Source organism: Haloferula helveola (genome assembly GCF_037076345.1).
GTDB classification, from domain to species: Bacteria; Verrucomicrobiota; Verrucomicrobiia; order Verrucomicrobiales; family Akkermansiaceae; genus Haloferula; species Haloferula helveola.
Window position 1 is genome coordinate 5,195,941 of record NZ_AP024702.1, and the last position, 26,551, is coordinate 5,222,491.

A 26,551-nucleotide genomic window follows, 5' to 3' on the forward strand; every position below is an offset into this window, starting at 1 on the left:
GCACTCAGGCGACGTTCTTCGAGGCCTTACCAGCCAAAACATTCAAAATCTCCGTCCGGCACTCCGCCGCCGACAGCTGCTTTCGGATCTCGCAGTTCGTGAACATTTTCGCGATCGCGGCGAGGGTTTGCAGATGGAGGTGGTAGTCCTTCTTCGGAACGATGAACAGAACGACGAAGTGCACCGGACAGTGGTCCAGCGCCTCGAAATCGATGCCCTTGCTCGAGCGGCCAAAGACCGTCACCACGTCGGACAGATTTTCCGAAAAGGCATGAGGGATCGCAACTCCGTAGCCAATGCCCGTGCTGACCTGCTCCTCGCGGGTTCTCAGGGAATCGACCACCTCGTCGCGCAGGTCGGTCGAGAGTTTACCGACCTCGATCAGATGGTCGACAAGCTCGACAATTGCCGGGAAATGCTCCTCGGATGCCATGTCCAGGACGACCTGGTCGGGTGTGAGCAGAGAGGCGAGCTTCATGCGGGGAACCACCGTCCGGATTACCGGGCGGGCCGGGTGATTACTCGCGGCAGGTCGCTGATGCAAGTCGCTTTTGCGCGTGCCGGCGGGGCGGTTTGGCACTTGCCGCAGGTGGGGCGGACTCCTAGCCTCCCGGCAAATCCATGATCGTCCATCTCCATCGTTTGGTTCCTTTCGCACTCGTCCTCGTGATCTGCCAGTGTGCGGGGCCTTTGGGTGGCGGGAACATGGGCGGGCCCACGGTCGAGGAGCGCAAGGCGGCGATCGCCTCGGAATCCTCCGGAGACTACTTTGTTGGCCGACGCTACTACGTCCAGAAGACGCGTTTCTGGGGCTACGTGAGACGCCCCAAGGAGTCTTGGAACCGGTCGAAGCTCGTTGTGATGCGCGAGGACAAGAAGCGCACGCCGGATCGCTACCCCGAGTATGGCTCCGGAAACCAGCGCTACGGATTTGACCAGAACTACGAGTACAAGCTCCGCGGCTACTACACCGGGAAAAAGGTCTACGATCCGAACAGCAATCAGATCCTGCCCGAGTTCATGCTGACGGGCTACGAGGTCCTGAACCGCCAACCGGGCTGGCTGTTCCGGCCGGACGACCGTTACGATCCCTACCGAATCACCCTGTATTCCCGGTGATTGAGATCCGATGAGCAAGATTCCACCCCGTCCCAACCGATCGTCCGGCCGCGTCGAGTCGCGGGTCGCGGGGGCACCGCCGGATATCGGCAAGCTTGACCGCATTACGAGGGATTCTCGCAGCCAGCCGGCCCGTTCTCGATCGGGCCGCAAGCGGCGTCGCGTGACCCGCGAGCCGAAATATGGAGCCGGGGCCAGTAACGAGGGCGCGGTCATGCGCCGCTGGCTCATGTTCGGACTTGGCTTGGCAGGAGTGGTTTTTTGCAGCCTGCTCGTCTGGTCACTCGTCCGGCAAACCGGAGCCGAGGAGGATCCGTCGACAACAGTTTCCGGAACCGGCGGCACGGACGGGTCGCCTGGATTGGCTCCTCTGCCCGCCTCGGAGGCCACCGAAATCAGCAAGTCTCTCCTAGCGGCCGAGGAGGCCTTCCAGATCGAACCTTTGATTCATCCCGGCGAGCTTTCCGCTGTGGAAGCGCTCCGTCTCCTCGAACGCTACGAAGAGGAGGGTGAAGGCCATCGAGATCCGGTTTGGCTGGGTAGCCTCGACAGCTTGGGTAAGCCGATTGAAGGCGTCGTGGTGCGCTACAACATCGGTTCGCCCCGCCTGATCTGCTTGACGCCGAATGAACAAGGCCAGTGGCGGGTCGACTTCGATGCGTTCGCCCAGCACTGTTCCCCTCCGGTGGAGGTTCTCGCCAGCGGCAAGGCGCCGGAAGGCACCGTGAGGGTCTTCGCCGCGACCGACACGTACTACAACGGCACGTTCAGCGACGAGTCGAAATGGGCGTGCTACTCACTGAGGCATCCGGCAATCGACGAAACCCTGTATGGGTATTGTGAGCGGGGCGGGCCGCAGGAAGCGGCTCTTGAAGCGATCCAAAGACGGATGGAGCGCAATCGCAACAAAAAGACTTCCAGCGACTTGGGGCGAAGCGGAGCCGAGTCCAAGGCTCCGCCTTCGCGCGTCACGCTCCGGCTCAAGCGGCCGATCGGTGCGGCGGATCGGCAATTCCAGATCGAGACGGTTTTGTCGGACGACTGGGTGATTTCCGACCCGCCGTTGGATGAGGTCCTTCGGGCCCGCGGAGAATAGGTCTCTCGGGTTCGCGGAGTCTAGTCGCCGTAGGAAGACTCGACTCGCTCTGCCACGTCACGGTAGCCGTAGTCGACCTCGTAGATCTCCTTGAAGGCTTCAATCGCGGCCTGCTTGTCGCCCATCTCATCGTGGAGCAGCCCCTTTTCGTAGAGCACCTCCTTCTTGGTGGCATCCATGCCGACGAGGTCCTCAAGCGCCGTTTCCAGCTGCTTGACGCCCATGTCGAGCATGCCCTTCGCCTTGAAGGTCCGGCCGAGAAGCAGAAGCACTTTGGATTGGATGTGCGGATTCCGCTTCGCCTGCTGGAGTTGCGGAATCGCGGCACTGAAGTCACCCGCATTGAAAAGGGCCCTGCCGAGTTCGAAGCGAAGGACGGGGTCGGTCGGGTTCTGATCGACGCGACGCGTTGCCTCGGCAACGGCTTCGGCCATCCGCTCCTTCTTCCGCTCCTCGAGCATCGCCTTGACCTCAGGGTCGTCGGGATTGTTCGCGGCAGCCTCTTCAAGTTGCTGCATCTCGAGCTCCTTGAGACGGTCGCTCATGGCGTCCGCCTTGCCGCGAAGGGCGACGTCGCCGTTGCTTAGTGAGAAAGCCCATTCGTAGAAGCCGAGCGCCTGTTCCCAGTCCTCGAGTCGTTCGAAGACTGAAGCCAGGTCCTTGACCGTGGCGAGGTCGTTCTGGTTCTCCGCGTATTTCGCAGAGAGCTGGTCGCGACGTTCCTCAAGCTGGTCTCGGGTCAGGCCGGTGCGGCTCGCCTTTTCCTGCGCTTCGGCCTCATCGGCATCCTTCCGTAGTGACCGGATATCCGCGTCTTCCCCCCACTTCTGCTTCTCCATCGAAGCGCGGGCGGTGCAGTCCTTCTCGCCCTTGATCGCGGCCGAATCCGTCGGGTCATGCTTGAGGATGTCGCGATAGACCTCAGCGGCCTTCAGGCTCTCCGAGTGGGTGATGTAGAACTCGGCAAGCTTGTGAAGGAACTTGGTTTCCTCGGGGTGTCCGCTGCGGACGGTCTCAAGAGCGAAAGCGGCGCTTTGCTCCCAGCCAAGAGCGAGGAAGGCCTCGAAAAGCTGGTCGTTGATCTCGGGGCTGTAGGGGTCCTTCTCCAGTTCGGCCTCGATCTGCGGCAGGGCCGCCAGCGGATCCTTCTTCACCTGTCCGGCGAGTTTCATCGAGCCAAGGCCTCCTCCGGTCTTCATGCCGAAGATGGTCGCCTTTTTCTTGGGACCACCGGTGACGTTGCCGGCGCACTTCCGCAGCAGGCGGCGACCGTCGAGAAAGCCGGGAGCCTCCTTCAAGACGCTTTGGATCAGCTTGACCGCGTATCCGTAGTTCTTGGTCTGAACGGCGGTCATTGCCTTCAGCCAGAGGGGTTTGACGGACGGATCGAGATCAGCTTCGGTAATTTCGGACATGGTGAGGGTTCTTTAAGAATCGTTGGCAGGCCGTTCCCGGCCGGTGTGTGCGAAGAAAATGCTCACTGGCCCCTGCCTTGGCAAGTCCCCGGTCCGACCATGTCCCAGGTCGGGTTCCTCGGTGCGCATGAGCAAGAAAAAGCCGGCTCCGCGTGGGCGCGGGCCGGCTTGAAAAACAAGGGATCGGACCTAGCGGCGCCGCCACGGCGATCCGGGGCGTCCAAGGAGTCGGCGTGCGGAGCGCTCGTCATCATCGCCCCCGTTGTCCTGGATGACCGGCGTCTGCTGACCTTTGTCGCCCGCCGGCACTGAACCGCGATCCGGCAGCACGGCCGGGCCCTCGGCGAAGGACCTCGTGTCGCGGCTGACGTCATAGCGGTTGTCCATGTCGACCTGAGCATCGTAGAGGGACGCGGCGTCCTTCACGATCCGGGGCTGGATAAAGATCATGAGCTCCTGGCGATCATCTTCGGTTGTGGTCCGGGAAAACAACCGTCCGAGGCCGGGAATGTCACTGAGCAATGGAACGCCCGTGACCGACTCCCGCTCGGTCGAACTGATCAGGCCGCCGAGGACAATCGTCGAGCCGTCGGGAACCGTGACCGTGGTGAGAACCTCACGGCGACCGATGGTCGGAACATCGCCGACGCCTTCAATGGTCTGACTGCCGACAATCTCGTCATTGAGCAACGCGATCTGCAACGTCACCTCATCGTCCGAGTTGACCAGCGGAATGACCTCGAGACTGAGGAGCACGTCCTGGTATTCGATATTCGTCGAGATACCGGTATTGACTCCGCCCTGATAGCTGTTGGTCGGAACAGCAATCCGCTGACCTGCCGAGATTACGCCCTTCTGGTTATTTGCCGTGTAGATGGTGGGCCGGGACAGGACCTTGAAGCGGGTGTCCGACTCCAAGGCATTGAGATACACGTTCCAGTGGTCTCCGATCGCGCCATAGAGGCTGAGGCCGGCATTCGCCGGAAAGTCGCCGGGTGTCAGAAGATCGAATGGATTCGGAAGAGGAGCGGTGCCCGGGCTGGTCCGGATGCTTCCGGGAAGGGCTCCATTGCCCCGCGCGGCCGAAGCAGGATCGACCGTCCGGAGATAGTCGAGGCCGAAGTCGAAATCATCGGTCAGGGCGAGCTGTCCAAAGACCGCGGAAATCATGACCTGCTCAGCCTTCACGTCGATCTGATCGAGAAGATTGGTGATGATCTCGACGCCTGAGGGAGGGCCCTGCACGACAAGCGAGTTGGTGATGTTGTCGGCCACGAGGAGTGTGCGTCCGACCAACCGGGCTTCAGGGGCGGTGTTCACCGATGGATCGCCAAGGCTGGAGCCACCGCCGGAGAATCCGCTGCCGCCGCTCGATCCTCCGAAACTGCTGTTCGAGAAATTGCTGTTACGGGAATTGCTGGTGGAGTTCCGGCTCGATGTCCGGTTGCTGCTTGAGTTCCCAAAGTTGGCCCCCGTGCTGCGGCCACTGCTCGAACCACCACCACCACCGGCACTGGAAGACTCCGATGAGCCGAAAGCGCGCTGGAGTGCGGGCTCGGCGATCTCGAGGAAGTCGGCGACTGCGACGAAGCGAAGCTTGCGACGCAGGAAATTCCGCTCGTCCGTCTTGGTGTCGAACTCACGGACAAGTCCTTCGATGAAGACGATGTCGACCGGTCGGCCCATCGCGAAGATCCGGTTGGTGCGGGTGTCGGGCACGATCTGGATCGGCACGTCTTCGGCGGCACTGCTGGCACCGCCGGCCGCCGCTGCGTTTGGTGTCGTGGCTCCACCAGGTAACACCACGCCTCCCGGCGTGGTTGAAGCTGAGTTGTTCTGAACTCGCTGCACCCCGGCAGATCGCTGGCTTTGCTGTTGGGTGTTGAGAATTTCATTCAGCGTGTCAGAGAGTTCTTGAACATCCGCGTACTGCACTTTGATAAAGCGGGTCGCGATCGACGCGGACACGTCGATCTCTTCGACAAGTTCGATCAATCGGCGAATGAGGGAAGTTTTCTCCGTGATCACCACCGCCCCGGCATTCGGAATCGGTGTGATTGAACCATAGGACCCGAACTGCCCGATGATGGTGGTGAAGGTTCGGACGATCTCGTCGGGTTTGATATACTTGAGATTCATCACGTACATCACCACCCGGTCGTCGTTGGGGAGATCGGCCGGATCAATGATCAGTTCCAAGCCCTCGCCCTTGGGATTGGCGCCGCCGGTGCCGACGACCAAGACGTCGTGGCCCACCATGTTGGCGTCGGGAACGAAGACGAAGCCCTCCAGTAGGGCTGCCTTTTTCAACAGCTGTGCGGCTTCACCGTAAGTGAGCGGGGCCGGCTGGATGAAGCGGAACTCGGCGGTCGAAGCCGCTACACTGACCGTGACCCGTCGCCCGGTGAACTTCCGGTAGAGGTCGGCGAGCTCATCACCGGTGAGCTTCGGGAAGATCTGGTCTTCTTGGAGCGCTTGGTCCGGATTTACGGCCTGTCCGACAGCTGGCGCCGGGGCGACGGGAACTCCGGGAGGAACCGGCGCTCCGGGGCGCTCGGGCTCCTGTGCCGCGGCTGCTGCAATTGCTGCTAGAAGGATGGAAACAATACGTTGCATGGAAATCAGGAAGTCGGAAAATCGGTCGGGGTCTGAATCGTCTGGGCGGCGATACGCGGATGCCGATGGGGCGGGTCAACGGCCGCGACCGCCCGAAGAGTCCCTGCTGGGCGTAGGCGGTCGAACGATTCGAGGGCGCGGTTGGCGCCCGCCGGCAGAAGCTGGCTGAGCTGGCTGAGCTGGAGTCGCAGGTCGCGCAGCAGGTTGCTGCGGCTTCTGCGGGGTTGCAGGAGCAGCGGTCTTGACCGCCAGAAGTTTGTCCTCGAAGGCGACGGTGCCGCGTTGGCTGCCAGATTGCACCGTAACGACGGTGTCCTTCCAGTTACCCTCGGACCACTGGACATCAACGACCTTATAGTCGCCGTCCGAGCCTGGTCGGATAACCACTTTGTCGCTTGGATCCTTCTTGTTGAGGAGAATGGCGTAGTAGCCGTCGGCCAGCTTGCTGATACCACCCAAAGCATAATCTTCGAGAGGATTGGGCGGTGCGTCCGGCGGCGGTGGTGGCGGCGGCTTGCTGGTGAACGGCGAATCCGTCCACAGTTTCTGATAATCCGTCAGTCGGAGCTGGTTCGGCGCGTCAGCCAGCACGGAGGCGGCGAACAGCAGACTCAGGAGCAGAATGGCGTGCTTCATATGGTTGGCTCGGCGTCCGGGTTGTCGGAAGAAACGGGCAGATACCACTGCTCAATCTGCACTTCGGCGTCGATCAAGGTGTCGTCTTCCCGGTTCGGTTTGAGTTGGAGTCCGGTGATCGCCCTGAAATCCTTCGGGCTGTGCAGCTGCACCAGCCAGCGGTAGAGGGCGTCCTCCTTACCTGATACGTTGATCTGGAAAATCGCGCGATGGTAGAATTCGCCCCGCTCATCGTTCGGCAGGATCTTGGGCCGGTCGACCGTCAGCCCGGACGAACGGGCGCGACTGGAGACGAAACTCTCAAGTTGCGACTGGGCGGCTCCGCCCTCCATCGGATCGGGTGTCGTCCGGTTCAGCCAGTCGATCTCCTTCTGCTTGCTGTCACGCTCGTCGAGGTTGCCGAGCGCCACGCGCAACTCCAGTTCCTTGGTCGTGATGTCCTTCGCGACCTTGGCCTTCTTTTCCGTGTAAACTTTGTAGCCGTAGAAATTCACCATCGCAAAAAGGATGACGGCGAAGGCGATCAGCAGGCGTTTCTCGCGGGGTTTCATGCAGGAGGCGTGTCAGAAGAATGCCGTTGCGGTCGGGGTTTGTCGGTTGGAATCGATGAAGTCACTCCTCAATTGCCTTGGGCGGAGCCCCTTTGATCCGGAAGTCCCAGCCCTGTTTGCCGCTGGCGGGCGGCTCCTCGTCCCACTCCAGCCAGCTGAGATTGGGATTTCGCTTGAGCGCCGCGTAGAAGGTCGTGACCGGCGCCGAAGCCGGTGCATTGCCGATAATCTGGATTTCTCCGGCCGCTACATTCAGATCCGCGGTCTTCAGTCGCAAGCCGGTGTTCTTGGGGATCGCCACATGGACGGAAGTCATGATTTGCAGCGGATTCAACTTCGCATCGACGACCGCGCCGAGTTCTTCCCACCGGGCATTGTGTTCGCCGACGACCGCGGCACCTCCGGATTCCGCCTCAGCGACCTCCTTCGAGAGTTTCTTGAGCTTACGGGTCTCCTGCCAATGCCCGTAGCCGAGCCAGCCGACGACTCCGAGGTAGGCAAGCGCGGCCATGGCGGCGAGTGCGACCCGCTGGTTCCGCTGCTTCCTCTGGGCCCGTGCCGCGCGGACGTCGGCCGGTAGCAAGGAGCTCAGATGTTCCGGCAGCCGGGGATCAGGCCGTCGAGAGACCTGCGGGGTCACCCGGAATGCCTGGGCGAGCTCACCGGCTTCGCCCAGTTCGCCCTCCGGCGGCCAGATGTGGATCGCGGACGGCTCGAATTTCAGCCCCTGCATTCCAAGTTGGCCAACCGCCAAGCGGATCTCCTGCAACACATCGCGGTCCGGTGCGGATGCCGTCGAAGACGTGCCCTGACAGTAAAGCAGCTTGCCGCTCGAGTAGCAGGCGAACACCCAGCGCCCGAGTTCCTTCCAGACGCAGAGCGCATTTCCCTGCACGTCGTAGGCCCGTGGCGACAGGTCGAACTCCTTCGGCGTCCGCAGGGGGAGTTCGCCCTCTGCCGGCTTCCTGAGCACCGCGTGAAGCAGCACTGTCGATTCCTCTTCCTTCCAGACCTCAAAGGTGTCGCTGAGTTGGCCGGCCATCGGGTCGGCCCGCACCCCGAGCCTTTCGGCATGCATGGTGGCGAGGTCTTCGAAAAGTTCGTCATCCGTGCTGGCCGCCTTGAAGGGCAGAGCATGAAAAGCCCGTACCGGGAATAGCATCGCCAGATCGCCGCCCGGCAGACCGGTCAGTTCACCCAGCACTTGGGGGCCATCTTCGGATCCGGCACGTTCGAAGGCACCGTCCGCCTGACGTTTCCAGATTTCCCACCCGAGCGGGCCCGGGACCAACATCGACCATTCCGCTTGTTTGCTCACGGGATCACCTCCTCGGTTCGTTCCAAAATCGCGGGCTGCCCGGTACGGTTGCGCACGACCAGGGTGATCTTGCGCTTCGCGCCGGGTGCGCTGCCAATGCTTTCAATGCGGGTGGTCGTCTCGTTCACGCTGAATCGGGCCGAAATATCGCCGCGGAGACTGCCGTCCACGCCGATGAGTGCAAGCGCTTCCTGCGCATTCTGGAAAGGCGTGTCGTCGTCGGTGTCGCGTTCGCCGTCCGGCCCGCGCACCGTTTCCGGAATGATCAGCGCCTCCTCGTAACTCACTTCAGCCGCCACCGCGATCATCTCGGCGGGCGCTTCGTTGATGTCGAGTCCGCCGGAACTCCAGATGGTAAACCAGCTCCGCCAGTCGGGCTGGTAGGCTTCGACAAGGTCCATCCCCTTCACCAACCGCATTTCGTCGAGACTGTAGAACGGCCGGTTAAACGGCTGATTCACTCGTCCAATGTCCTCGTAGTAGGTAATCTCCGCGCCGTTCAGAGCGACTTCGTCGTCGCCGTCGATCCAATCGCCCAGCGCATCGGCGACCTCGGCCGCCTGGTCGATGTCGAGACCCCAGTCGGCGAACATCATCTTCAGCAGGTTCTTGTCCTCCTTGAGAAGGATCTGGTTGATGTTGAATTTGCCACCCTCGGAGGTGAGCCGGACTTCGAATCCCTCCCCGTTCTCCTCCGACCACTGGTTCAGGATCGGGTCGCCACGCTCGACCACCGGATTCGCTCCAACGGCGACTCCCATCTCGGCGAGCTGCTTGGCCCGGAAGCCGTGAATGTTGGCGGCGGCAACATCGAGATCAAACCCCACCACCCGGATCGTCGCCACGGTGATGAACGAAAGCAATGCGATCAGCCAGATCACGGCGACCAGCGAGGAACCGCGCGGGCGTGCGGGAATGGCGCGAGTGGGACGATTCATCGGCCACCTCCTCCCTGTCCTCTGCCGCCCGGACCGCCGGACGGTAATCCGGGGCGCACGGAAACACCGGGAACACCGGGAACGGTAACGGAGGGCGGCTGCCCTTCGGCGCCCTCGCCCCCTTCGGCTGGATTGCCACCAGGTGTCGCGGCGCCTCCCCCTTGCCCCTGCTGCTGCAGCTGGCGCATCAGGACCGAGGGATCCTGTTTCGGAGTGATCCAGAAAACATGCCGAATCGGATCGGTGCCGGGCAGGGAGTCCGGAACATAGGTCAGCGCGAGCTGGAGCGGAAGGCGTCCGACGTAATCCCATTTGTAGTCCCACTCCATCATGCGGCCGTCGAGGGCCTCCCATTCGAAGATGTAGACGTCCTCCATCAGGACGATTTCCGCGAAGGGCTCGGCATCGCCGAGTGTGGAGGAAGAATCACCGACCTCGGTGGTCTCTTCGAGAATCTCCTCGTCGAAGTATCGAAGGACGATGTCGAGGAAGCCGTCGCGCCGCCGCTCGGTCGAAATCTGGACCGCCTTCGCGACCCTTTCCGTCCCGCCCCAGGTGAAGGTCAGCGGGACGTTCTGGATCGTCAGGTCGGAAAGGTACTGGGCTCCCGAGTCTTCGGAAACCAACTCCATACGGGCGTTCCCGGGCAGGGAGGCGAACTGGCTGCCCAGAAGATCGAAGAACGCGGTCTGGGCGCTCACCTCGTTCTGCTGCTCCACCACCGTGTTGGCGAGGCGCAGGTTCTGCGTGGCGATCGAAAAAATCATTCCCATGAGCAGCGCGACCAGGCCGATCGCGATGACCAATTCCAGAAGGGTGAATCCCCTGCTCCGGCGGATGGATGAGGAAACCGTCATGGTTGATACAGCCTCCCGTAGCGCCATGTCTCGGCGATCTCCTCCTGCCACTCCCCATTCTCGAACCAGTGGGCGCTGATCTCGATGCGGAACATCTGCTGCAGCAATTGGCCGTCCTGATTCTCCATTTCCTCCATCGGCTCGATCAGGGTGTCGACCTCGACCGACGCGCCGCCGATCTCCTCGTCCAGCGTGACCGACTCGGAGCCCTCTTCGAGGACCGGAAGGGAAACCGCCTCGTTCAACGCACTCTCGAGGATCCGATTGATCTGCATCCGTCGCTGGGCCATCGAGGCCGCGTCGGCCGTCCGCTGCAGAGCGATCGCGAAGGCCGTGGCCGCGATCGAGAAAATCCCCAGAGCGAGGATCACCTCCAACAGCAGGAAACCGCGCTTCTTGCGGGGATTGGAGCGGGATCTCATCGGATTTCGGATTCGGTTTCGGCGATCGAGGCGGTCAGCGGATGGAACAGAACCGCGATCCAGTTGCCGTTCTCAAGTTCGAGCCGGACGCCGCAAGGCTCGCTGATGCCCTGCGGGTCGAACCGCCAGATCTGCCGATCGTTGCGATTGATTTCCGACCATTCGCCATCCGCCCATCGGCGGACCAGCAGGAGCATGTCCGGGTCGGGTTGCCAAGCATCACGGACGACAGGAAGATCGGCGCTTTCGCCTTCGAACTCCGCGAGTTCCTCAGCCTCCCGGATCTGCTCCCGGACATCATTGTCGAGAAGTGCCTCGCCGAAGGGCATGAGACGTACGCCGTCGTAGGTGAACTCAAGGGCGTAAGGCTTTTGCTGGAGGGTGGCGATCGATCGGGCGCGCTTCGCGAGCACCTCAATCTCGCCGACTGCGTCACTCAGACGACGTTCGTCGCGATTGAAGTAGAGAGCACCGACGCCGATCCCAACGATCAGCATCGCCAACGAGAGGACGATGACCATCTCGAGGATCGTAAATCCCCGAGACGGAAGTCGGTTACTCGTCCTTCTGGCTGCTGATGTCATCCTCGTTGCCTTCGATGCCGTCGGGGCCCTTGCTGATGATCTCGAACGTGGTCTTGTCCGAGCTACCCGGGAACTTGTAGCCGTAGGTGTTCTGCCACGGGTCCACAGGCACTTCGTCGAGCAGCTTCACCCAACGCTTCGGTCGCGGCTCGCTCGACGGCTTGTCGACCAGGGCCTCGAGCCCTTGGGAAGTCGAAGGGAAACGTCCGTTGTTGGTCTGGTACATCCGGAGCGCGGCGCCGATCGAATTGAAGTCACCACTGACCCGGGTGCGCTTCGCACCGTCGCCCACCCGGCCCATCACGGTGATGGCGCCTCCGATGATCACGGCGATGATGCCGAGGACGATCACCATTTCGAGAAGCGAGAAGCCGGCGCGGACCCGGCGGGTGCGGAGGAAATTCTGACGATTGCTGGATTTCATACGTTTGTTTGCTTTCGGAACCCTTACGCGGGAGTGAACGCCGTGCGACTGAAAAGTTGTCGGAAAAATCCCGCGAAAGCGGCGAAATCCAGCCTTTCTGGCCCCTTCTGGCAAGCCTGCAGGCCATTGGATCCCGTCAGCGCGCACTTGGCACCCGCCGGTCCCGGCGCTAAGCCACGCGGCAGCATGAAGAAGGTTCTCATCATCGGCGCCGGCGGAGTCGGCAATGTCGTCGCCCACAAGTGCGCCATGGTCCCCGAGGTATTCGGTGAAATCACCCTCGCTTCTCGGACGGTTGCGAAGTGCGAGGCGATCGCCGCGGACGTCAAGGCGCGCACCGGCCGGGACATCGCAACCGCTGCGGTCGACGCCGACAATGTCGCGGAAACGGCCGAGCTGATTCGCAAGACCGGCGCTACGCTGCTGATCAACGTGGCCCTGCCCTACCAGGATCTCAGCCTGATGGACGCCTGCCTCGAGGCCGGCTGTGATTATCTGGATACGGCGAATTACGAACCCAAGGACGTGGCGAAATTCGAGTATTCCTGGCAGTGGGCCTACCAGCAGCGCTTCCTCGATGCGGGCCGCTCCGCCCTGCTCGGCTCCGGATTTGATCCCGGGGTGACAAACGTCTTCACGGCTTGGGCTCTGAAGCACCACTTCGACGAGATCCACACGCTCGACATCATCGACGTCAACGGTGGCGATCACGGTCACGCCTTCGCGACCAACTTCAATCCGGAGATCAATATCCGCGAGGTGACCGCCGAGTGCCGTCACTGGGAGGACGGCGAGTTCGTGGAAACCGCTCCGATGTCCAAACACCAGGCATTCACTTGCCCGGAAGAAGTCGGCACCTACGAGATTTACCGGATGTATCACGAGGAACTCGAGTCGCTCGTGAAGCACATTCCATCGATCAAGCGGGCACAGTTCTGGATGAGCTTCTCGCCGAACTACCTCAAGCACCTCGAAGTGCTCCAGAACGTCGGCATGACGCGGATCGACGAAGTCGAGTATCAGGGGCAGAAGATCATTCCGCTCCAGTTCCTCAAGGCGGTGTTGCCCAATCCGGGCGATCTCGGTGAGCGGACCAAGGGACGGACCTGCATCGGGAACGTGATCACCGGGATCAAGGACGGTCAGCCAAAGGCGGTCTACGTCTACAACATCTGCGATCACGAGAAGTGCTTCGAAGAGGTCGGCAGCCAGGCGATCAGCTACACGACCGGAGTGCCCGCGATGATCGGCGCCAAGCAGATGCTTGAAGGCGCATGGCGCAAGGACGGCGTCTGGAACATGGAGCAGCACGACCCGGATCCGTTCATGGCCGACCTGAACGAGCACGGTCTGCCGTGGACCTGCATCGAGCTGACCCCCGAGCAAGCCGCGAGCTTCGCCGTGGCGTAGTGGGGATGGGAGGCGGGACGCCCCCGTCCCGCAATCGTGCGGATGCGAAGCGCGCGAACGGACCTGCGAGGAGACCGCAGCCTGAGATCGTGCGGGACGAGGGCGTCCCGCCTCCCATTTCCGCATCATCCGCACAGCCTCGCGCACGATGTGCGCAGCGGAATGGTGTGACATCGGCATTCTCGCCCCATGCAAGGCGAGTTCGGCACCCCGTCCATCCAGCTCCCGGATCTTCACCGCTGGCTTTTCCATGCCGACGCCGGCTCACGCTGGTCGATTCTCGTAAGCCGACCTGATCCGACCCTACTCGCGGCGGTCTGTCGGCAGATGAACCTCTGCTGCGACGACGGCAACACCTGCTGGATGGCCTTCGGTCCGGCAGATATCCATGTGATCGCAGCCGACGAGGCGACCCGCAACCTGCTCGGGATCGATACCTGCGCCAAGTGTCCTCCGACCGGTCCCTGCGGCCGGCGCAAGGTCATCCGCGCCTTGGCGGCGCGCGGGGATGCGATTCTCGGCGATCCCCTCGCCGATGCTGCCTTGGAAAACGAGCGCAACATCCTGCGACTCGAGGTCTGCGGTTCGAGCGGACTGATTTCCCTACGGCCGACCGACCAGCAACGCCATCTGCTGCCCGGCACCTTGCTCGCCAACCTCGCCGCCGACTGGCTTGAAGCGGCGGGAGCTCCGCCTCGCCCAGAATCCGCGCAATCTCCGGCAAGCGCTGCGGAGCGCTCCGACGCCCGCGGGTGAAGCATCTGCCCATCCGATGAACGTCCTCGCCCTCACCATTCTCGTGAGCACCTGCCTCGCCGGCATCTTCATCGTCTGTTTCGCGATGGAAGCCCGACGTTCCCACAAGTCCTCCCCCGAGCGCGATTCGCTGCTGCCCCTTGAAGGCGACGACTCCCAAGCACCCTGATCTCCACATGAGCACCACCACGATCACCTACGACGACAAGACCGTCCGGCAGTTCATGATCGCCTCCATCTTCTGGGGCATCATCGGCATGCTGGTCGGCGTCATTTGCGCCACCCAGCTCTCGTGGTGGCAGATGAACGGACAGTTTCTCGAGAAGATCAGCTTCGGGCTGTTCAAAGGCGACGGAGTCCAGTGGCTGACCTTCGGCCGGCTCCGCCCGCTTCATACCAACGCGGTGATCTTCGCCTTCGTCGGCAACATGATGTTCGCCGGGGTCTACTACTCGACCCAGCGGCTGTGCAAATGCCGGACGGCCTCCGACCTCTTATCGAAGATCCACTTCTGGGGGTGGCAGGCGATCATCGTTTCGGCCGCCATCACGCTTCCCGCCGGTCTGACCCGGAGTAAGGAGTACGCCGAGCTCATCTGGCCGATCAACATTGCCGTCGCGTTGATCTGGGTGGTGTTCGCCGTGAACTTCTTCTGGACCCTGGCCAAGCGCAACGAGCCGAGCCTCTACGTCGCGCTGTGGTTCTATATCGCGACCATCATCACCGTGGCGATGCTCTACATCGTCAATCACCTCTCGATCCCGACCTCGCTCACCCACTCCTACCCGATCTTCGGTGGTCTTCAGGACGCGCTGGTCCAGTGGTGGTACGGTCACAACGCCGTCGCGTTCTTCCTCACGACCCCGATCCTCGGGATCATGTACTACTTCCTGCCGAAGGCGGCGAACCGGCCGGTTTATTCCTACCGGCTGTCGATCATCCACTTCTGGTCGCTCGTCTTCATCTACATCTGGGCGGGTCCCCACCACCTGCTGAACACCTCCCTGCCCCGCTGGCTGCAGATGCTCGGCATGCTGTTCTCGCTGATGCTCTGGGCTCCCTCGTGGGGCGGCATGCTCAACGGCCTGCTCACCCTTCGCGGCGCATGGGCGAAGCTTCGGACCGATCCGGTGATCAAGTTCTTCGCCGCCGGTGTCACCTTCTACGGCATGGCGACTTTCGAAGGTCCGCTGCTTTCGATTCGCGCCGTCAACCAACTCTCCCACTACACCGACTGGACCATCGGGCACGTGCACTCGGGTGCCCTCGGCTGGAATGGCTTCATGGCCGCCGGACTCTTCTACTGGCTGGCTCCGCGGATGTGGAAAACGAAGCTGTGGTCGACCGCGCTCGCCAACATGCACTTCTGGATCGGCTTGGTCGGCATCCTTCTCTACGTGGCTTCGATGTGGACCGCCGGTGTGTTGCAGGGCCTGATGCTCGGAGAAACCAATGCCGATGGCACCACGCTGAAATACGAGTTCGTCGAGACGCTCAAGGCCATCCAGATCGAATACATCTTCCGTTCCTTCGGCGGCACCCTGTTCCTGCTCGGCTTCTTCCTTTGCGCCTTCAATATCTGGAAGACGGCACGCTCCGGCAGTCCTCACAATGACACCGTCGAGGTCAATGTTCCGGAAAAGGTGCGCGACGAGATGCCGGTCCGACGGGCTTTGGTCAACGACCCGGTCGCCTACCTCCTGCTCGGCATCCTGCTGCTCTGCCTCTGGTTCTTCCTGCCGCCCCACGCCGACAAGGCCGCCCTGGCTGCCGCCGTGTTGCTGACGATCAAGGCCATCCATGCCTTCCGTCGGGACGTGAGCAAGTGGAACGACTGGCACGAAAGGCTGCTCCACAACTACCTGCCCTTCACCGTGCTGGTCGCCTTGGCCGCCGTGATCGGCGGCGCCGTGCAGATCGTGCCGTCGCTCATCGTCAATCGCGACGAGAACGTCGAAGGACGGCTCCAGGAACTCTACACGCCTCTGGAGCTCGCGGGTCGCGACATCTACGTCGCGGAAGGTTGCTACAATTGCCACTCGCAGATGATCCGGACCTTGATGCCCGACGTGATGCGCTACGGGCGACCCGAGCACAACGACGACTTCTCCCACCTCGGCGAGAGCATCTACGACCATCCCTTCCAGTGGGGGTCGAAGCGCACGGGTCCTGACCTTGCCCGCGAAGGTGGTCCCCTGATCGAGGGGTCCAACCACGTCCGCAGCGGCAAGCGCGACAACAAGTGGCACTGGTTCCACTTCCGCAACCCGCGCTGGGCAAACGACGACTCGAACATGCCCGCGTATCCGTGGCTGTTTGAGGAGAAGACCGACTACAAGGCCCTTCCGAACAAGATCGCGGTCCAGCGCAAGATCGGCGTGCCCTACAAGGCCATGACCCGCGACGAGATCCGCCAGGGAGCGGTCGACCAGGCCACCGCCATCGCAAAGTCGCTGTTCGAAGGACCGGCCCCGGTGACCTACGACGGAATGGAGGGCGCCAGCAGCGCCGAACTCGTGAACGCATTCTCGGAACGCAAGATCATCGCCCTGATCGCCTACATCCAGAAGGTCGGAGCCTACAGCGAGCAGACCAAGGACGGTCTGCCCGAAGCCACGCCGCTTGATCCCGACTCGTATCGCGAGTTGCCGGTCAAGAATACAGAACTCCGATCAACCACCCAACGCTGACCCGCCATGTTCAAGCGCATCCTTCACGAAGACTGGACGTCGATCATTCCGATGATCGCCTTCGGGATCATGTTCACCGTGTTCGTCGTCGCCACGATCCGGGCGATCCGGATCCGTCCGACCGAGCGCACGCGACTTGCCCGCCTTCCTCTCGACTCCTCACCCCAAGACCGCTGAACGACCATGTCCGACGAAAACCAACAGGAAATCCGGCGCGGTGACTTCGCCCGCAAGAAGGGCGAGGTCGTGCTCCGCGAGCACGAATACGACGGCATTCAGGAGTTCGACCAGAAGCTACCCAACTGGTGGCTGTTCACCTTCTACGGCGCGATCGCGTGGTTCGTGATCCACTGGTGCATCTACTACTATAACCATACGATCCAAACAGATCAGGAGAAGATCATCTCCCAGGTGGAGGCTCTGAAGGAAAAGAAGGCCGCAGCACTCGAGGAGACCCTCTCGAAGCTCAACGACGAATCGATGATGACCGACTGGGTGGCGGACCCGGGGGTCCTCGCGAACGGTCTTGCGACGTATTCGACCTACTGTGTCGCATGCCATGCCGCCGACCTGAGCGGGACTCTTGTCGTAGGCGAGACCAAAGCGCCCCTTCCGGGACTGCCTCTCAATGACGGCGACTGGAAGTACGGCGCCAAGCCGATGGATATCTTCAAGCTGATCAACGAGGGAACCCCGCCCGAGTCGCCCGGTCACAACGGCGCGAAGATGCAGGCGTGGGGCCAGATGCTGACACCGGTCCAGGTGGCGGAAGTGACGGCTTACGTGATTTCGGAGAATCCCGACGAGTTCCCGGCCCCCTGAGCGAATGTCCGCGTCAGCGCCAAAGCGGCCCAACCTCGATTCGGTCACAACGATCAATGAGGACGGGTCGCGCTTTTTCCTCTACCCGGCCGACGTGCGCGGGAAGTGGACGGTTTGGCGTCGCGTCTTTGGCTACGTCCTGATCGCGATCTATGCGTTGCTCCCGTGGATCCCGATCAACGGCAACCCCGCGGTATTGTTCGACGTCGAGAACCGGCGGTTCCATCTCGCCGGCCTGACGCTGGTTCCGCAGAACTTCTGGGTCCTGTTCTTCGGGATCACGGGGCTCGGCTTCGCGCTGTTCTTCCTCACCGCCCTCCTCGGCCGTCTGTGGTGTGGATGGGCCTGCCCCTACACCGTTTTCCTCGAACACATCTTCCGCCGCATCGAGCGCTTCTTCGAAGGAGATGCCCCTTCCCGCAAGCGCCTTGCCTCGGCCCCGTGGAGCGCCAACAAGGCGGTGCGACAGATCGGCAAGCATGCCTTCTACGCGCTCGCCGCCACGGTAATCGCCCACATCTTCCTTTCGTATTTCATCCCGCTGCCGCGGCTCTACGACTACATGAAGGAGGGACCGTTGTCCCACGCGGCGGCGTTCGGTATCGTGCTTTTCCTGACGCTCGTGCTGTGGTTCTGCTTCGGATGGTTCCGCGAGCAGTTCTGCATCATCATGTGCCCCTACGGCCGCCTGCAGAGCGCGTTGACCGACGACGACACCGTGATCATCGGCTACGACCTCGAGCGGGGTGAGCCGCGGGGCGCGAAAGGAAAGGCCGAGGGTGACTGCATCGACTGCAAACGTTGCGTCAACGTGTGTCCCACCGGCATCGACATCCGCAACGGACTCCAACTCGAGTGCATCGGTTGTGCCGCATGCATCGACGCCTGCGACGAGATCATGCGCAAGATCGACCGGCCGACCGGCCTGGTTCGCTACGATTCAATGAACGGTCTGGCGCGGAAGAAGAAGCGGGTGCTGCGTCCCCGGGTCTTCGCCTACACCGCGCTCGGTCTGCTCGGTCTAGCCGCCTTCGCCTTCACCGCCAGCCGCAAGGCGAGTCCCTACGTGGCCGAGATCTCACGGATGCGGGGTGCGCCCTTCTACAGCGACACCGCGGCGGTTCGGAATCATTACCAACTTCGCTTCCTCAACCAGCGTAACCAGCCGGTGACGTTCACGACCGACCTCGCCTTCGCTCCACAAGGTTTCACGCTCAGTGGTGCGGGTCAGGAGATCACGGTGGCGCCGCTCGGAGAAGTCACGCGGCCGCTGATCGTCATCGCTCCGGCCGCCAGCTACACCGGCAAGACCGAGATCACCTTCTCGATCCATGCCGAGCCGGGCGATGTGGAGATCCGGCATGCCACCCTGTTCCTCGGACCGAATCCCGAATCCCTTCATCCCGATCCCTGAAATGAAAACGACGCCGTTCATTGTGAAGCACGCATGGCTGTTCGTGGTTCTCGCCTTCGCGCTCCTGCTGGGTGCGTGGTCGGCCCTGATCACGATCGCCGTCAAACACGCTCCCGAGACCATCGAGGTCGGATCGGGGGACCACTAAACCGAAGCGATGGAGGCGACCACCACTCTCGGCGCCCTCGCCATCGGCCTCGCCACCAGCGTGCACTGCGCCGGGATGTGCGGGCCGATCGCCTGCGGCGTCGGGACCATGGCCAAGACCGAAGGCGAGAGGTTGGTCGCGACTTCGCTCTATCACAGCACCCGACTCGCTGCTTACGCGGTGATCGGTGCGATCTGCGGAGCGCTCGGGCGAGAACCGTTGTCGTGGTTCTTCGACTCACCCGCGATCGTGCTGCCGTGGGCGCTCGCGGTGGCACTGCTGCTGGTTGCGACCGGGCTCGACAAGCGCATCCCGCGCCCGGCGATCCTCACCCGCATCACTGCCCGTGCCCGCCTGAAGCTCCGTTCATTCTCCGCTCCGGCAGCCGCCGCAGCGATGGGCGGTCTCACGCCATTCCTGCCCTGCGGTCCGCTCTATGCGGTCTTCATCGCGCTGATGGCATCCGGTTCCGCGGTTCATGGTGCTGAAGCCGCGCTCGCTTTCGGCTTGGGAACCGTGCCTCTGCTGTGGCTTGCCCAGTCGCAATTCCATCGCCTTCGTGTACGACTCGGGCCGCTCGGAATCGCGCGCCTGCAACGCGGTCTCGCTCTGGTCGCGGCATTGATCCTGATCTGGCGGATGCACGACACGATTCCGGGAGCCGAACCTCTTCCTGCCGAGGAACTCCCCAGCTGCTGCCACTGACATGAGCACGACCTGCGATCATTGTGGCACGGCCTTCGTTCCGGTTCGGGACGAGGACCGCTACTGTTGCAAGGGTTGCGAGTGCGTCGCGGCGATGATCCGCGATTCAGGCAACGAACGCTTCTACGACCTGCGCGGAAACAGCCGCCTCGATCCGGTCAAAGGCCGACCGTTCGAGAATCACGACTTCGGGTGGCTCGACGCTGGGATCATCAAGGCGGAAGAAGACCCGAAGGCCGGCGTCGCGACCCTCGACTGCTCGTTGGAAGGATTGTCGTGTGTCGCCTGCGTCTGGCTTGTCGAACGGCTCTTCGAACAGCATCCGGGAGCTGTTCGTGCGGTTTCGAATCCGGCCCGCGGCAGTCTGCATCTCGAATGGAAGCCCGGCGAATGCGATGTGCCGGCATTCGCAAAAGAACTGGTGTCATTCGGCTACACGCCCGCTCCGGCCACCTCCTCGGTTCGCCACGATGACCACGGCCTGGCGACCCGCACCGGGCTCTGCTTCGCCTTCGCCCTGAACGCGATGGGGTTCTCGCTGCCGACATATCTCGGGATGAGCGAGGACTTCGAGTTCGCCTCCCTCTTCGGGCTGATCACCTTTCTTTCCGCCACCTTGTCGATGCTGGTCGGTGGATCGTGGTTCATCGTCCGCGCATGGCGCGCCTTGAGACTTCGTGAAATCCACATCGATCTCCCGATCTCCCTCGGACTTGTGGCTGCCTATGCAGGTTCTATCGTCGGCTGGATGAGCTCGGTTTCCGGACTGCTCTACTTCGACTTTGTCTGCACCTTCGTGTTCCTGATGCTCGGTGGCCGATGGCTTCAGACCCTCGCGGTTGAGAAGAACCGTCGCCGCATCGCTCGACGCTCTCCCGTTCCGGAGTCCGTGCGTCGTGACGGCGTCATGGTCGCGGTCGCTGATTTGAGAGTGGGCGACGGCTTCGAAGTGGAAGCTGGCAGGGCCGTCCCGGTCGCATCGATCCTTCAGTCCGACGAAGCCGAGTTCTCTTTGGAGTGGATTCGCGGCGAGTCGGATGCCGTGGCCTTCCGGAGCGGTGCGAATCTTCCCGCCGGAGCCATCGTGATCGGGCGCTCCGGCGTGCGGGTGCGGGCATTGGAGACGTGGAACGAATCGCTTCTCGCCCGCCTGACCGCGGAGGTTGAACCCGATCGCGGATCTCCGGCACTCCAGAGACTTCTCCGTATCTACCTGGTGGTGGTGATCCTCACCGGTTTGGGCGGATTCGCATGGTGGCTGCCAGTGGCCGGATTCGGTGTCGCGTTGCAGGTGATGATCTCGGTCTTCGTGGTGTCCTGTCCGTGCGCCCTCGGCGTAGCGATTCCCTTTGCCGACGAACGCGCGTCCCGGCTCGCGGCCCAGCTCGGTGCCTTTGTCCGGAACGGAGCCCTCTGGGGCCGATTGGGAAAGGTCCGGCAGATCGTCTTCGACAAGACCGGAACCCTGACCTTGGAGCGGCCGGTCTTGGAATCCCGCGATCAACTCGCCGGACTTGACGATGAGTCTGCCGGCGCACTGGCCCGGCTTACCGCGGGATCCTGCCACCCGGTCGCGCGGAGCTTGATCGAAGGCCTCGGGCCCCGCGGCCAACAGCTCCTTTCCATGCATCGTGCGGACGCCCCCACGGAGACTCCCGGCATGGGAGTTTCGGTCGAAATCGATGGTGATGAATGGTCGCTCGGCCGCGCCGGTTGGCGGGCGGAGGCTGAGAGTGGCACGACCGTGCTATCGAGAAGCGGCATCGCCGTCGCTTCGTTCGCATTTCGGGACGCCCTCCGTCCGGATGCCCGATCGATCCGGCAGTGGCTGTCATCGCGCGGGTTCGGGCTCCACATCCTTTCCGGTGACCATCCGGCAAAGGTTTCGGAACTCGCCGCGGAACTCGGGATGGATCCGGATTGCGCCCACGGCGGGCTTTCCCCCGATGAGAAGGCGGCATGGATGGAGAAGATCGACCGCGACGACACTCTGTATCTCGGGGACGGGGCGAATGACTCGCTCGCCTTCGATCGTGCCTATGTCACCGGAACCCCGGTGGCGGACCGGTCGCTGTTGGAAAAGAAGGCCGATTTCTTCAGTCTGGGCGACGGGCTCGGCTGGCTGCCGGGCCTTTTCGAGGTGGCGCGGGCACGCTCGGCGGGCATCCGGCGCGCCTTCGGTTTCACCCTGATCTACAATCTGGCAGCCGTCGGCTTTTGCCTCGCCGGACACATGAGTCCCCTGCTGGCGGCCATTCTGATGCCGATCAGCTCTGTCATATCGATCACCCTCGCAGGCACGGCTAGGGTTGCGGCCGAGGGAAGATCGGGTAAGACTTCCTCCGCAAAGAACGAGGCATGCCCGAACCTTCCGACTTTACCCGACGCATCTACGAGCGCCTGCTGACGTCCGATCGCTTCCAGCGCTACCGGCAGGCGTTCCTGACGGCGACGGGCTTGCCACTGAGGTTTGTTTCCGCGGATGTCGACGCGTGGTGCCTCGATGATGTGAACGAGAACCGCAGTCCGTTCTGCGAACGCATCAACCTCTGCGAGTCGGTTTGCGGAGCATGCAGGGACGTCAACCGTCGCCTGATGGCGGAGGCAGAGGTCAAAGGACCCCAGAGCTGCCACTGCTTCTCCGGGATGTCGGCTACCGCGGTTCCGGTCCGTCACGGCTCGGCGACGATCGGTTTCCTGAAAACCGGCCAGGTGTTCCAGTCGACGCCGACCGAAAAGATGTTCGATTCGGCAATCGACGCGATCGGAAGGAAGCAGTTCAAGCGGGATGAGATCGAGAACTTGAGGACCGCCTTTATGCAGACCAAGTCGGTCACGCCGGAGCGCTACCAAAGCATGATCGACCTGCTGGTGATCTTCGCCGACCAACTTTCCAAGGACGCGGACGATGCCGCGTTGATTGAGGACGGTCGCGAACCGGAGACCATCAAGAAGGCGATCGCCTTCATCAATGCCCACCTGGCCGACCGTCTGGTGCTCGGCGACGTCGCTTCCGCCGCCGGCGCGAGCGAGTCGCACTTCTGCCGCATCTTCAAGGAGAGCACCGGGCTGACCTTCACGGACTACGTCAACCACGCCCGCATCGAGTGGGCCAAACGCGAACTCCTCCGCCCGTCGGCGCGCGTGTCTGAAATCGCCTTCCTCGTAGGCTACCAGTCACTCTCCCAGTTCAATCGCTCGTTCGCCCGCATTACCGGGTCGAGCCCGAGCGAGTTCCGACGCGAAAAGCTGGTGAAGGCCGGCTGATCGGCAGCTTCAGGAAACCGCCTCGATCACGGAGCGGACTGTCTTGGCCGCCTCCCGAAAAGCTTCCTGCTCTGCACCATTGAGTTCCGGTTGGATGATGCGCTCGATCCCCTTCTTTCCGATCACGGCCGGCAGGCTCAGGCAGACCCCGCTGACGCCGAGATAGCCGTCGACTCTCAGGCTCACAGGCATCGTGCGGCGTTCGTCGAGAAGGATGGACTCGACGAGGTAGGCGGTTGCGAGCCCGATGGCGTAGCAGGTGTTGCCCTTCTTCCGGAACACCTCGATTCCCATGCTCTTCGCCCGGTCGCACAACGCACGCCGCTCGGGGGTGTCATCGATCTTCTCCCCACCTGCCTGAGCCACGCTCATCGCAGGGAACTGGCGGTCGCCGTGCTCGCCGAGGATGTAGGCACGGAGGTCGTCGGGGTGGATCTCCAGCATTTCGGAGAGCAGCTCGCGAAAACGGATCGAGTCGACGAGCGTGCCGGTACCCATGACCCGCTCCTTCGGGAAACCGGTGAGTTCGAGCGCGAGCCACGTCAACGGATCGACCGGATTGGTGACCATCACCAGCTTGCAGTCCGGTGCCGCCGCGGCGAGAGGCGGAAGCAGTTCACGCATCAGCTCGGCGTTGCCCTTGGCCATCTCGTTTCGGTCCGTGATGCCCTCCGGAACCGGCACGGACGCGCAGATTACGACCACGTCACTACCGGCCGCATCCTCGATTTCCCCGGCCCGGATCTTCACCGGCACCTGGAGAAACGCCTGGGCATGGGTCATGTCCAGCGCCTCGCCTTCGGCTTTAGTCCGGTTCCGGCCCACCAACACGATCTCCCGCGCGGCACGGCGCAGCATCAGTGTGTAGGCCAACGTCATCCCGACCGTTCCCGGCCCGACGATGGTGACTTTCATCAGCGCTGCGGTTCGGTCTCTCGTGGCAGGAACAGATAGATGAGGCTGCCGAGGGGCCCGAGGAGGACGATCAGCAGGATGCCGATGATACGGTTGCTGTCGTTCAGGTAGCGGTTCCGGATGCAGTGGATCAATGACCAGAGCCAAACGCCGAGGGTGGCGAGACCAATCAGAACAACCAGAATGAGGAATACTGCGGAGAAGCCGACTTCACTGTCCATGCCCGGAGAAGAACAGCGCCCCGGCCGCAGGTCCACATGATTTCGCACGACCTCCGTTGCTTCCGAATTTCGAACTTGGCCGCCGGTCGCCGGTGCTTCCAACTTCCGGGGTGGCCCAGTTCGTTGTCTCCATCGCCGCGCTGAAGCGGAACGCCCGGATCCTGCGCGAGGTCAAGGAGGCCGCCGGATGCAATCTGGTGCTCGCACTCAAGGGATTCTCGTGTTGGAAGGCGTTTCCCCATATTCGAGACGACCTTGACGGCTGCTGTGCATCCGGCCTGTGGGAGGCGCGTCTCGCGAACGAGCATTTCGGAAAAGCGGTCGTGACTTACTCGCCGGGCTACACCGGGGACGAGATTGCGGAGTTGCTCGAATTCACGACCCACCTCGACTTCAACTCGCTCTCGCAGTGGTTCCGGTTCCGGGACCAGGTCATGGTCCACCCCCGCTTCAAGAGGGGCGAGCTGCATTGCGGGCTGCGGGTAAATCCGGAGCACTCGACCGGCTCGACACCGCTCTACGATCCGTGCGTGCCCGGGTCACGGCTGGGCATCACCGCCGACCAACTCGCGGACGCCGATCTTACAGGCTTGAGCGGCCTTCATTTCCACACGCTCTGCGAGCAGAACTCGGACGATCTGGAAACGACATTGGAGGCCGTTGACCGCAGGTTCGGGGGTCTCCTCCGCTCGCCGCAGTTCACGTATCTCAACATGGGCGGCGGGCACTGGATCACCAAGCCGGACTACGACCGTGAGCGGTTGATCCGCCTGGTGCGTGAAATCCGTGAACGCTACGGGCTTGAGGTTTGGCTTGAGCCGGGAGAGGCCTGCGCCATCCATACGGGCGTGCTTCGGTCGACGGTGATCGATGTCTTCGAGAGCATGGGTCACCGGCACGCGATTCTCGATGTCTCGGCCACGGCGCACATGCCGGATGTGCTCGAAATGCCCTATCGGCCGGATGTTTTTCTCGTCGAGAAGCCGTCCGAGTACCGCGGGTCGAGCTCCGCCGGAGCGGAACCTGCGGTGACGGTCGAGAATGAGTCCTATGTCGCGTCAGGTGGCCCGGGCGAGGGTGTCACCTACCGACTCGGAGGCCCGACTTGCCTCGCCGGCGATGTCGTGGGCGACTTTTCCTTCTCCCGCGAACTGGCTCCGGGTGACGTGCTCGTCTTCGACGACATGGCGCACTACACGATGGTGAAAACCACGACCTTCAACGGTGTGCCGCATCCGTCGATCGCGCTACAGCACGACGACGGAAGGATCGAGACCTTGCGCGAGTTCGTCTACGAAGACTTCCTCAACCGCCTCTGCTGAATTCATGGACAGCATCCTCTCCGAAGGTCTGCTGTGGTTCTTCCTCGGTACCGCGTCCAGCGTGTTGCGGGTTTGGATTTCGATCCTTTTCCGGGCCCAGCGCAGCTCCGGCTCCCGCCTGATGCTGCTCGCATCCATCATCGAGTTGCCGGCCTCCTTGGTGTCGAACACGTTTTGGTACATCTGGCCGTTCGGGATTTTCTCCGGCTCGGGCTGGGCCAACTACGATCCGTTCTCCACCGATACCCTGCAATACAAGGTGTCAGAAATTGCGAGCTATGTCTCGGGTCTCGCTCTGCTTCTGTGGCTCGTCGGGATCCTCCTCGTTGCCCTGCGCTACAAACAGGACCTCCGTCGCACTCGCGAACTTCAGCAGGTGCTTGAGTCGAGTATCGGGAGTGGCGATCCGCCAGCGACTCCGTGAATTTCCGGTGAAGGAACCGCTCTTCATTGAATTCCACCGGTTGAAAACCTTGGATTCAGGTGTGGTTCGCACACACCAGATCCTGCTCGCCCTGTTCACCTTGTTCTTCGTAGGCGTGGTCGTTCTCGCCGATCGGGGCGCCGGGTTCTGGGGTTTCCTGAAGCACGTCCCGATGGGTGACAAGCTGGGCCACATTGGTCTGCTGACGGTCTTCTCCCTTCTTCTCAATCTTGTGCTGCGCGGACGCCGCCTTCGTCCCCCGTTGGGCTCCGTCATGCTTGGCAGCGCGATCCTCGCGGCCGTCATGAGCTTGGAGGAGCTCTCGCAGGCCTGGATTCCGTCTCGGACCATGGATGTGACCGACTGGCTGGCAAACCTCGCTGGGATCGCGATCGGGCAATGGCTCGTGGCACGCCCCCTCGCCCGCCGGTCCCAAAAGTCCGGGATCGGCCCGCATTGATCTTTTCAAACCGCCCAATCG

General features: G+C 62.4%; 29 protein-coding genes. 16 read left to right on the forward strand and 13 right to left on the reverse strand.

Features of this window, described 5'->3' with window-relative positions:
- Window positions 1-4: 4 nt before the first annotated feature.
- Window positions 5-478 carry a PTS sugar transporter subunit IIA gene (locus HAHE_RS19750; protein WP_338686923.1) on the reverse strand — a complete coding sequence of 158 codons (474 nt, stop codon included), beginning with the start codon at window positions 476-478 and terminating at the stop codon, window positions 5-7.
- A gap of 143 nt (window positions 479-621) precedes the next feature.
- Here HAHE_RS19750 and HAHE_RS19755 point away from each other — a divergent pair, with 143 nt between their 5' ends.
- Together HAHE_RS19755 and HAHE_RS19760 are read left to right on the forward strand one after the other, a co-directional pair.
- The gene (locus tag HAHE_RS19755; RefSeq protein ID WP_338686924.1) at window positions 622-1,119 is read left to right on the forward strand and encodes a hypothetical protein; all 498 of its coding nucleotides are present in this window, start codon (window positions 622-624) and stop codon (window positions 1,117-1,119) included.
- A gap of 214 nt (window positions 1,120-1,333) precedes the next feature.
- Window positions 1,334-2,215, forward strand: a complete 882-nt coding sequence (locus HAHE_RS19760; protein WP_338686925.1) for a hypothetical protein — start codon at window positions 1,334-1,336, stop codon at window positions 2,213-2,215.
- Between the two features lie 20 nt (window positions 2,216-2,235).
- Here HAHE_RS19760 and HAHE_RS19765 read toward each other — a convergent pair whose 3' ends face one another.
- From HAHE_RS19765 to gspG, 10 genes are all read right to left on the reverse strand, one after another.
- Window positions 2,236-3,630: a tetratricopeptide repeat protein gene (locus HAHE_RS19765; protein ID WP_338686926.1), complete on the reverse strand. Its 1,395-nt coding sequence runs from the start codon at window positions 3,628-3,630 to the stop codon at window positions 2,236-2,238.
- Window positions 3,631-3,819: 189 nt separating this feature from the next.
- On the reverse strand, window positions 3,820-6,246 hold the full coding sequence (locus HAHE_RS19770; protein WP_338686927.1) for a secretin N-terminal domain-containing protein: 2,427 nt from the start codon (window positions 6,244-6,246) through the stop codon (window positions 3,820-3,822).
- A gap of 75 nt (window positions 6,247-6,321) precedes the next feature.
- Entirely contained in the window at window positions 6,322-6,882 is a 561-nt protein-coding gene (locus HAHE_RS19775) for a hypothetical protein (RefSeq protein WP_338686928.1), read from the reverse strand.
- Window positions 6,879-7,433, reverse strand: a complete 555-nt coding sequence (locus HAHE_RS19780) for a hypothetical protein (protein ID WP_338686930.1) — start codon at window positions 7,431-7,433, stop codon at window positions 6,879-6,881. Before HAHE_RS19780 ends, HAHE_RS19775 begins: the two co-directional genes overlap by 4 nt.
- Before the next feature lie 61 nt (window positions 7,434-7,494).
- Window positions 7,495-8,751, reverse strand: coding sequence for a hypothetical protein (locus HAHE_RS19785; RefSeq protein WP_338686931.1), 1,257 nt, complete (start codon window positions 8,749-8,751; stop codon window positions 7,495-7,497).
- Window positions 8,748-9,689, reverse strand: coding sequence for a hypothetical protein (locus HAHE_RS19790; protein ID WP_338686932.1), 942 nt, complete (start codon window positions 9,687-9,689; stop codon window positions 8,748-8,750). Before HAHE_RS19790 ends, HAHE_RS19785 begins: the two co-directional genes overlap by 4 nt.
- A complete protein-coding gene (locus HAHE_RS19795) occupies window positions 9,686-10,546 on the reverse strand; it encodes a prepilin-type N-terminal cleavage/methylation domain-containing protein (RefSeq protein ID WP_338686935.1) in 861 nt (286 codons plus the stop codon). Before HAHE_RS19795 ends, HAHE_RS19790 begins: the two co-directional genes overlap by 4 nt.
- Window positions 10,543-10,968 (reverse strand): type II secretion system protein, encoded by a 426-nt coding sequence (locus HAHE_RS19800; protein ID WP_338686937.1) that lies wholly within the window; start codon window positions 10,966-10,968, stop codon window positions 10,543-10,545. The genes HAHE_RS19795 and HAHE_RS19800 overlap by 4 nt, the downstream gene beginning before the upstream one ends.
- A complete protein-coding gene (locus HAHE_RS19805; RefSeq protein WP_338686938.1) occupies window positions 10,965-11,489 on the reverse strand; it encodes a hypothetical protein in 525 nt (174 codons plus the stop codon). Before HAHE_RS19805 ends, HAHE_RS19800 begins: the two co-directional genes overlap by 4 nt.
- A gap of 34 nt (window positions 11,490-11,523) precedes the next feature.
- Entirely contained in the window at window positions 11,524-11,976 is a 453-nt protein-coding gene (gene gspG, locus HAHE_RS19810; RefSeq protein WP_338686940.1) for a type II secretion system major pseudopilin GspG, read from the reverse strand.
- A 186-nt stretch (window positions 11,977-12,162) separates the two neighbouring features.
- Here gspG and HAHE_RS19815 point away from each other — a divergent pair, with 186 nt between their 5' ends.
- The 11 genes from HAHE_RS19815 to HAHE_RS19865 all read left to right on the forward strand — a co-directional run bounded on the left by HAHE_RS19815 (window position 12,163) and on the right by HAHE_RS19865 (window position 23,188).
- Complete coding sequence (locus tag HAHE_RS19815) at window positions 12,163-13,386, forward strand: saccharopine dehydrogenase family protein (RefSeq protein ID WP_338686942.1); 1,224 nt, start codon at window positions 12,163-12,165, stop codon at window positions 13,384-13,386.
- Between the two features lie 189 nt (window positions 13,387-13,575).
- Window positions 13,576-14,142, forward strand: coding sequence for a hypothetical protein (locus HAHE_RS19820; protein WP_338686943.1), 567 nt, complete (start codon window positions 13,576-13,578; stop codon window positions 14,140-14,142).
- Window positions 14,143-14,158: 16 nt separating this feature from the next.
- Window positions 14,159-14,311 carry a hypothetical protein gene (locus tag HAHE_RS19825; protein WP_338686944.1) on the forward strand — a complete coding sequence of 51 codons (153 nt, stop codon included), beginning with the start codon at window positions 14,159-14,161 and terminating at the stop codon, window positions 14,309-14,311.
- Window positions 14,312-14,318: 7 nt separating this feature from the next.
- Window positions 14,319-16,832, forward strand: a complete 2,514-nt coding sequence (gene ccoN, locus HAHE_RS19830) for a cytochrome-c oxidase, cbb3-type subunit I (RefSeq protein WP_338686945.1) — start codon at window positions 14,319-14,321, stop codon at window positions 16,830-16,832.
- A 6-nt stretch (window positions 16,833-16,838) separates the two neighbouring features.
- Window positions 16,839-17,009, forward strand: a complete 171-nt coding sequence (locus HAHE_RS19835; protein ID WP_338686947.1) for a hypothetical protein — start codon at window positions 16,839-16,841, stop codon at window positions 17,007-17,009.
- Window positions 17,010-17,015: 6 nt separating this feature from the next.
- Window positions 17,016-17,654: a cbb3-type cytochrome c oxidase N-terminal domain-containing protein gene (locus tag HAHE_RS19840; protein ID WP_338686948.1), complete on the forward strand. Its 639-nt coding sequence runs from the start codon at window positions 17,016-17,018 to the stop codon at window positions 17,652-17,654.
- Window positions 17,655-17,658: 4 nt separating this feature from the next.
- Window positions 17,659-19,068: a cytochrome c oxidase accessory protein CcoG gene (gene ccoG / locus HAHE_RS19845; RefSeq protein ID WP_338686950.1), complete on the forward strand. Its 1,410-nt coding sequence runs from the start codon at window positions 17,659-17,661 to the stop codon at window positions 19,066-19,068.
- Window position 19,069: 1 nt separating this feature from the next.
- On the forward strand, window positions 19,070-19,216 hold the full coding sequence (locus HAHE_RS19850) for a hypothetical protein (protein WP_338686951.1): 147 nt from the start codon (window positions 19,070-19,072) through the stop codon (window positions 19,214-19,216).
- 9 nt (window positions 19,217-19,225) lie between these two features.
- The gene (locus HAHE_RS19855) at window positions 19,226-19,921 is read left to right on the forward strand and encodes a sulfite exporter TauE/SafE family protein (RefSeq protein WP_338686952.1); all 696 of its coding nucleotides are present in this window, start codon (window positions 19,226-19,228) and stop codon (window positions 19,919-19,921) included.
- 1 nt (window position 19,922) lies between these two features.
- Window positions 19,923-22,328: a heavy metal translocating P-type ATPase metal-binding domain-containing protein gene (locus HAHE_RS19860; RefSeq protein WP_338686954.1), complete on the forward strand. Its 2,406-nt coding sequence runs from the start codon at window positions 19,923-19,925 to the stop codon at window positions 22,326-22,328.
- Window positions 22,280-23,188 carry a helix-turn-helix domain-containing protein gene (locus tag HAHE_RS19865; RefSeq protein ID WP_338686956.1) on the forward strand — a complete coding sequence of 303 codons (909 nt, stop codon included), beginning with the start codon at window positions 22,280-22,282 and terminating at the stop codon, window positions 23,186-23,188. The genes HAHE_RS19860 and HAHE_RS19865 overlap by 49 nt, the downstream gene beginning before the upstream one ends.
- Window positions 23,189-23,197: 9 nt before the next feature.
- Here the strand turns inward: HAHE_RS19865 and HAHE_RS19870 are convergent, their stop codons facing one another.
- A complete protein-coding gene (locus HAHE_RS19870; RefSeq protein ID WP_338686957.1) occupies window positions 23,198-24,103 on the reverse strand; it encodes a malate dehydrogenase in 906 nt (301 codons plus the stop codon).
- Window positions 24,103-24,324, reverse strand: a complete 222-nt coding sequence (locus HAHE_RS19875; protein ID WP_338686958.1) for a PLDc N-terminal domain-containing protein — start codon at window positions 24,322-24,324, stop codon at window positions 24,103-24,105. The genes HAHE_RS19870 and HAHE_RS19875 overlap by 1 nt, the downstream gene beginning before the upstream one ends.
- 110 nt (window positions 24,325-24,434) lie before the next feature.
- Between HAHE_RS19875 and nspC the strand changes: the two genes are divergently transcribed.
- The 3 genes from nspC to HAHE_RS19890 all read left to right on the forward strand — a co-directional run bounded on the left by nspC (window position 24,435) and on the right by HAHE_RS19890 (window position 26,530).
- Window positions 24,435-25,646, forward strand: coding sequence for a carboxynorspermidine decarboxylase (gene nspC, locus HAHE_RS19880; protein ID WP_338686959.1), 1,212 nt, complete (start codon window positions 24,435-24,437; stop codon window positions 25,644-25,646).
- 4 nt (window positions 25,647-25,650) lie between these two features.
- Window positions 25,651-26,070 (forward strand): hypothetical protein, encoded by a 420-nt coding sequence (locus tag HAHE_RS19885; RefSeq protein WP_338686960.1) that lies wholly within the window; start codon window positions 25,651-25,653, stop codon window positions 26,068-26,070.
- Window positions 26,071-26,131: 61 nt separating this feature from the next.
- Window positions 26,132-26,530, forward strand: a complete 399-nt coding sequence (locus HAHE_RS19890; RefSeq protein WP_338686961.1) for a VanZ family protein — start codon at window positions 26,132-26,134, stop codon at window positions 26,528-26,530.
- Window positions 26,531-26,551 lie beyond the last annotated feature (21 nt).

Coding starts and splice junctions, on each gene's coding strand:
- HAHE_RS19800 (WP_338686937.1), bottom strand. CDS start 10,968: ATGAGATCCCGCTCCAATCCCCGCAAGAAGCGCGGTTTCCTGCTGTTG.
- HAHE_RS19860 (WP_338686954.1), top strand. CDS start 19,923: ATGAGCACGACCTGCGATCATTGTGGCACGGCCTTCGTTCCGGTTCGG.
- ccoN (WP_338686945.1), top strand. CDS start 14,319: ATGAGCACCACCACGATCACCTACGACGACAAGACCGTCCGGCAGTTC.
- HAHE_RS19820 (WP_338686943.1), top strand. CDS start 13,576: ATGCAAGGCGAGTTCGGCACCCCGTCCATCCAGCTCCCGGATCTTCAC.
- HAHE_RS19850 (WP_338686951.1), top strand. CDS start 19,070: ATGAAAACGACGCCGTTCATTGTGAAGCACGCATGGCTGTTCGTGGTT.
- HAHE_RS19790 (WP_338686932.1), bottom strand. CDS start 9,689: ATGAATCGTCCCACTCGCGCCATTCCCGCACGCCCGCGCGGTTCCTCG.
- HAHE_RS19870 (WP_338686957.1), bottom strand. CDS start 24,103: ATGAAAGTCACCATCGTCGGGCCGGGAACGGTCGGGATGACGTTGGCC.
- HAHE_RS19780 (WP_338686930.1), bottom strand. CDS start 7,433: ATGAAACCCCGCGAGAAACGCCTGCTGATCGCCTTCGCCGTCATCCTT.
- HAHE_RS19765 (WP_338686926.1), bottom strand. CDS start 3,630: ATGTCCGAAATTACCGAAGCTGATCTCGATCCGTCCGTCAAACCCCTC.
- HAHE_RS19755 (WP_338686924.1), top strand. CDS start 622: ATGATCGTCCATCTCCATCGTTTGGTTCCTTTCGCACTCGTCCTCGTG.
- gspG (WP_338686940.1), bottom strand. CDS start 11,976: ATGAAATCCAGCAATCGTCAGAATTTCCTCCGCACCCGCCGGGTCCGC.
- HAHE_RS19875 (WP_338686958.1), bottom strand. CDS start 24,324: ATGGACAGTGAAGTCGGCTTCTCCGCAGTATTCCTCATTCTGGTTGTT.
- HAHE_RS19770 (WP_338686927.1), bottom strand. CDS start 6,246: ATGCAACGTATTGTTTCCATCCTTCTAGCAGCAATTGCAGCAGCCGCG.
- HAHE_RS19815 (WP_338686942.1), top strand. CDS start 12,163: ATGAAGAAGGTTCTCATCATCGGCGCCGGCGGAGTCGGCAATGTCGTC.
- HAHE_RS19760 (WP_338686925.1), top strand. CDS start 1,334: ATGCGCCGCTGGCTCATGTTCGGACTTGGCTTGGCAGGAGTGGTTTTT.
- HAHE_RS19775 (WP_338686928.1), bottom strand. CDS start 6,882: ATGAAGCACGCCATTCTGCTCCTGAGTCTGCTGTTCGCCGCCTCCGTG.
- HAHE_RS19825 (WP_338686944.1), top strand. CDS start 14,159: ATGAACGTCCTCGCCCTCACCATTCTCGTGAGCACCTGCCTCGCCGGC.
- ccoG (WP_338686950.1), top strand. CDS start 17,659: ATGTCCGCGTCAGCGCCAAAGCGGCCCAACCTCGATTCGGTCACAACG.
- HAHE_RS19835 (WP_338686947.1), top strand. CDS start 16,839: ATGTTCAAGCGCATCCTTCACGAAGACTGGACGTCGATCATTCCGATG.
- HAHE_RS19885 (WP_338686960.1), top strand. CDS start 25,651: ATGGACAGCATCCTCTCCGAAGGTCTGCTGTGGTTCTTCCTCGGTACC.
- HAHE_RS19795 (WP_338686935.1), bottom strand. CDS start 10,546: ATGACGGTTTCCTCATCCATCCGCCGGAGCAGGGGATTCACCCTTCTG.
- HAHE_RS19750 (WP_338686923.1), bottom strand. CDS start 478: ATGAAGCTCGCCTCTCTGCTCACACCCGACCAGGTCGTCCTGGACATG.
- HAHE_RS19855 (WP_338686952.1), top strand. CDS start 19,226: ATGGAGGCGACCACCACTCTCGGCGCCCTCGCCATCGGCCTCGCCACC.
- HAHE_RS19805 (WP_338686938.1), bottom strand. CDS start 11,489: ATGGTCATCGTCCTCTCGTTGGCGATGCTGATCGTTGGGATCGGCGTC.
- HAHE_RS19840 (WP_338686948.1), top strand. CDS start 17,016: ATGTCCGACGAAAACCAACAGGAAATCCGGCGCGGTGACTTCGCCCGC.
- HAHE_RS19865 (WP_338686956.1), top strand. CDS start 22,280: ATGCCCGAACCTTCCGACTTTACCCGACGCATCTACGAGCGCCTGCTG.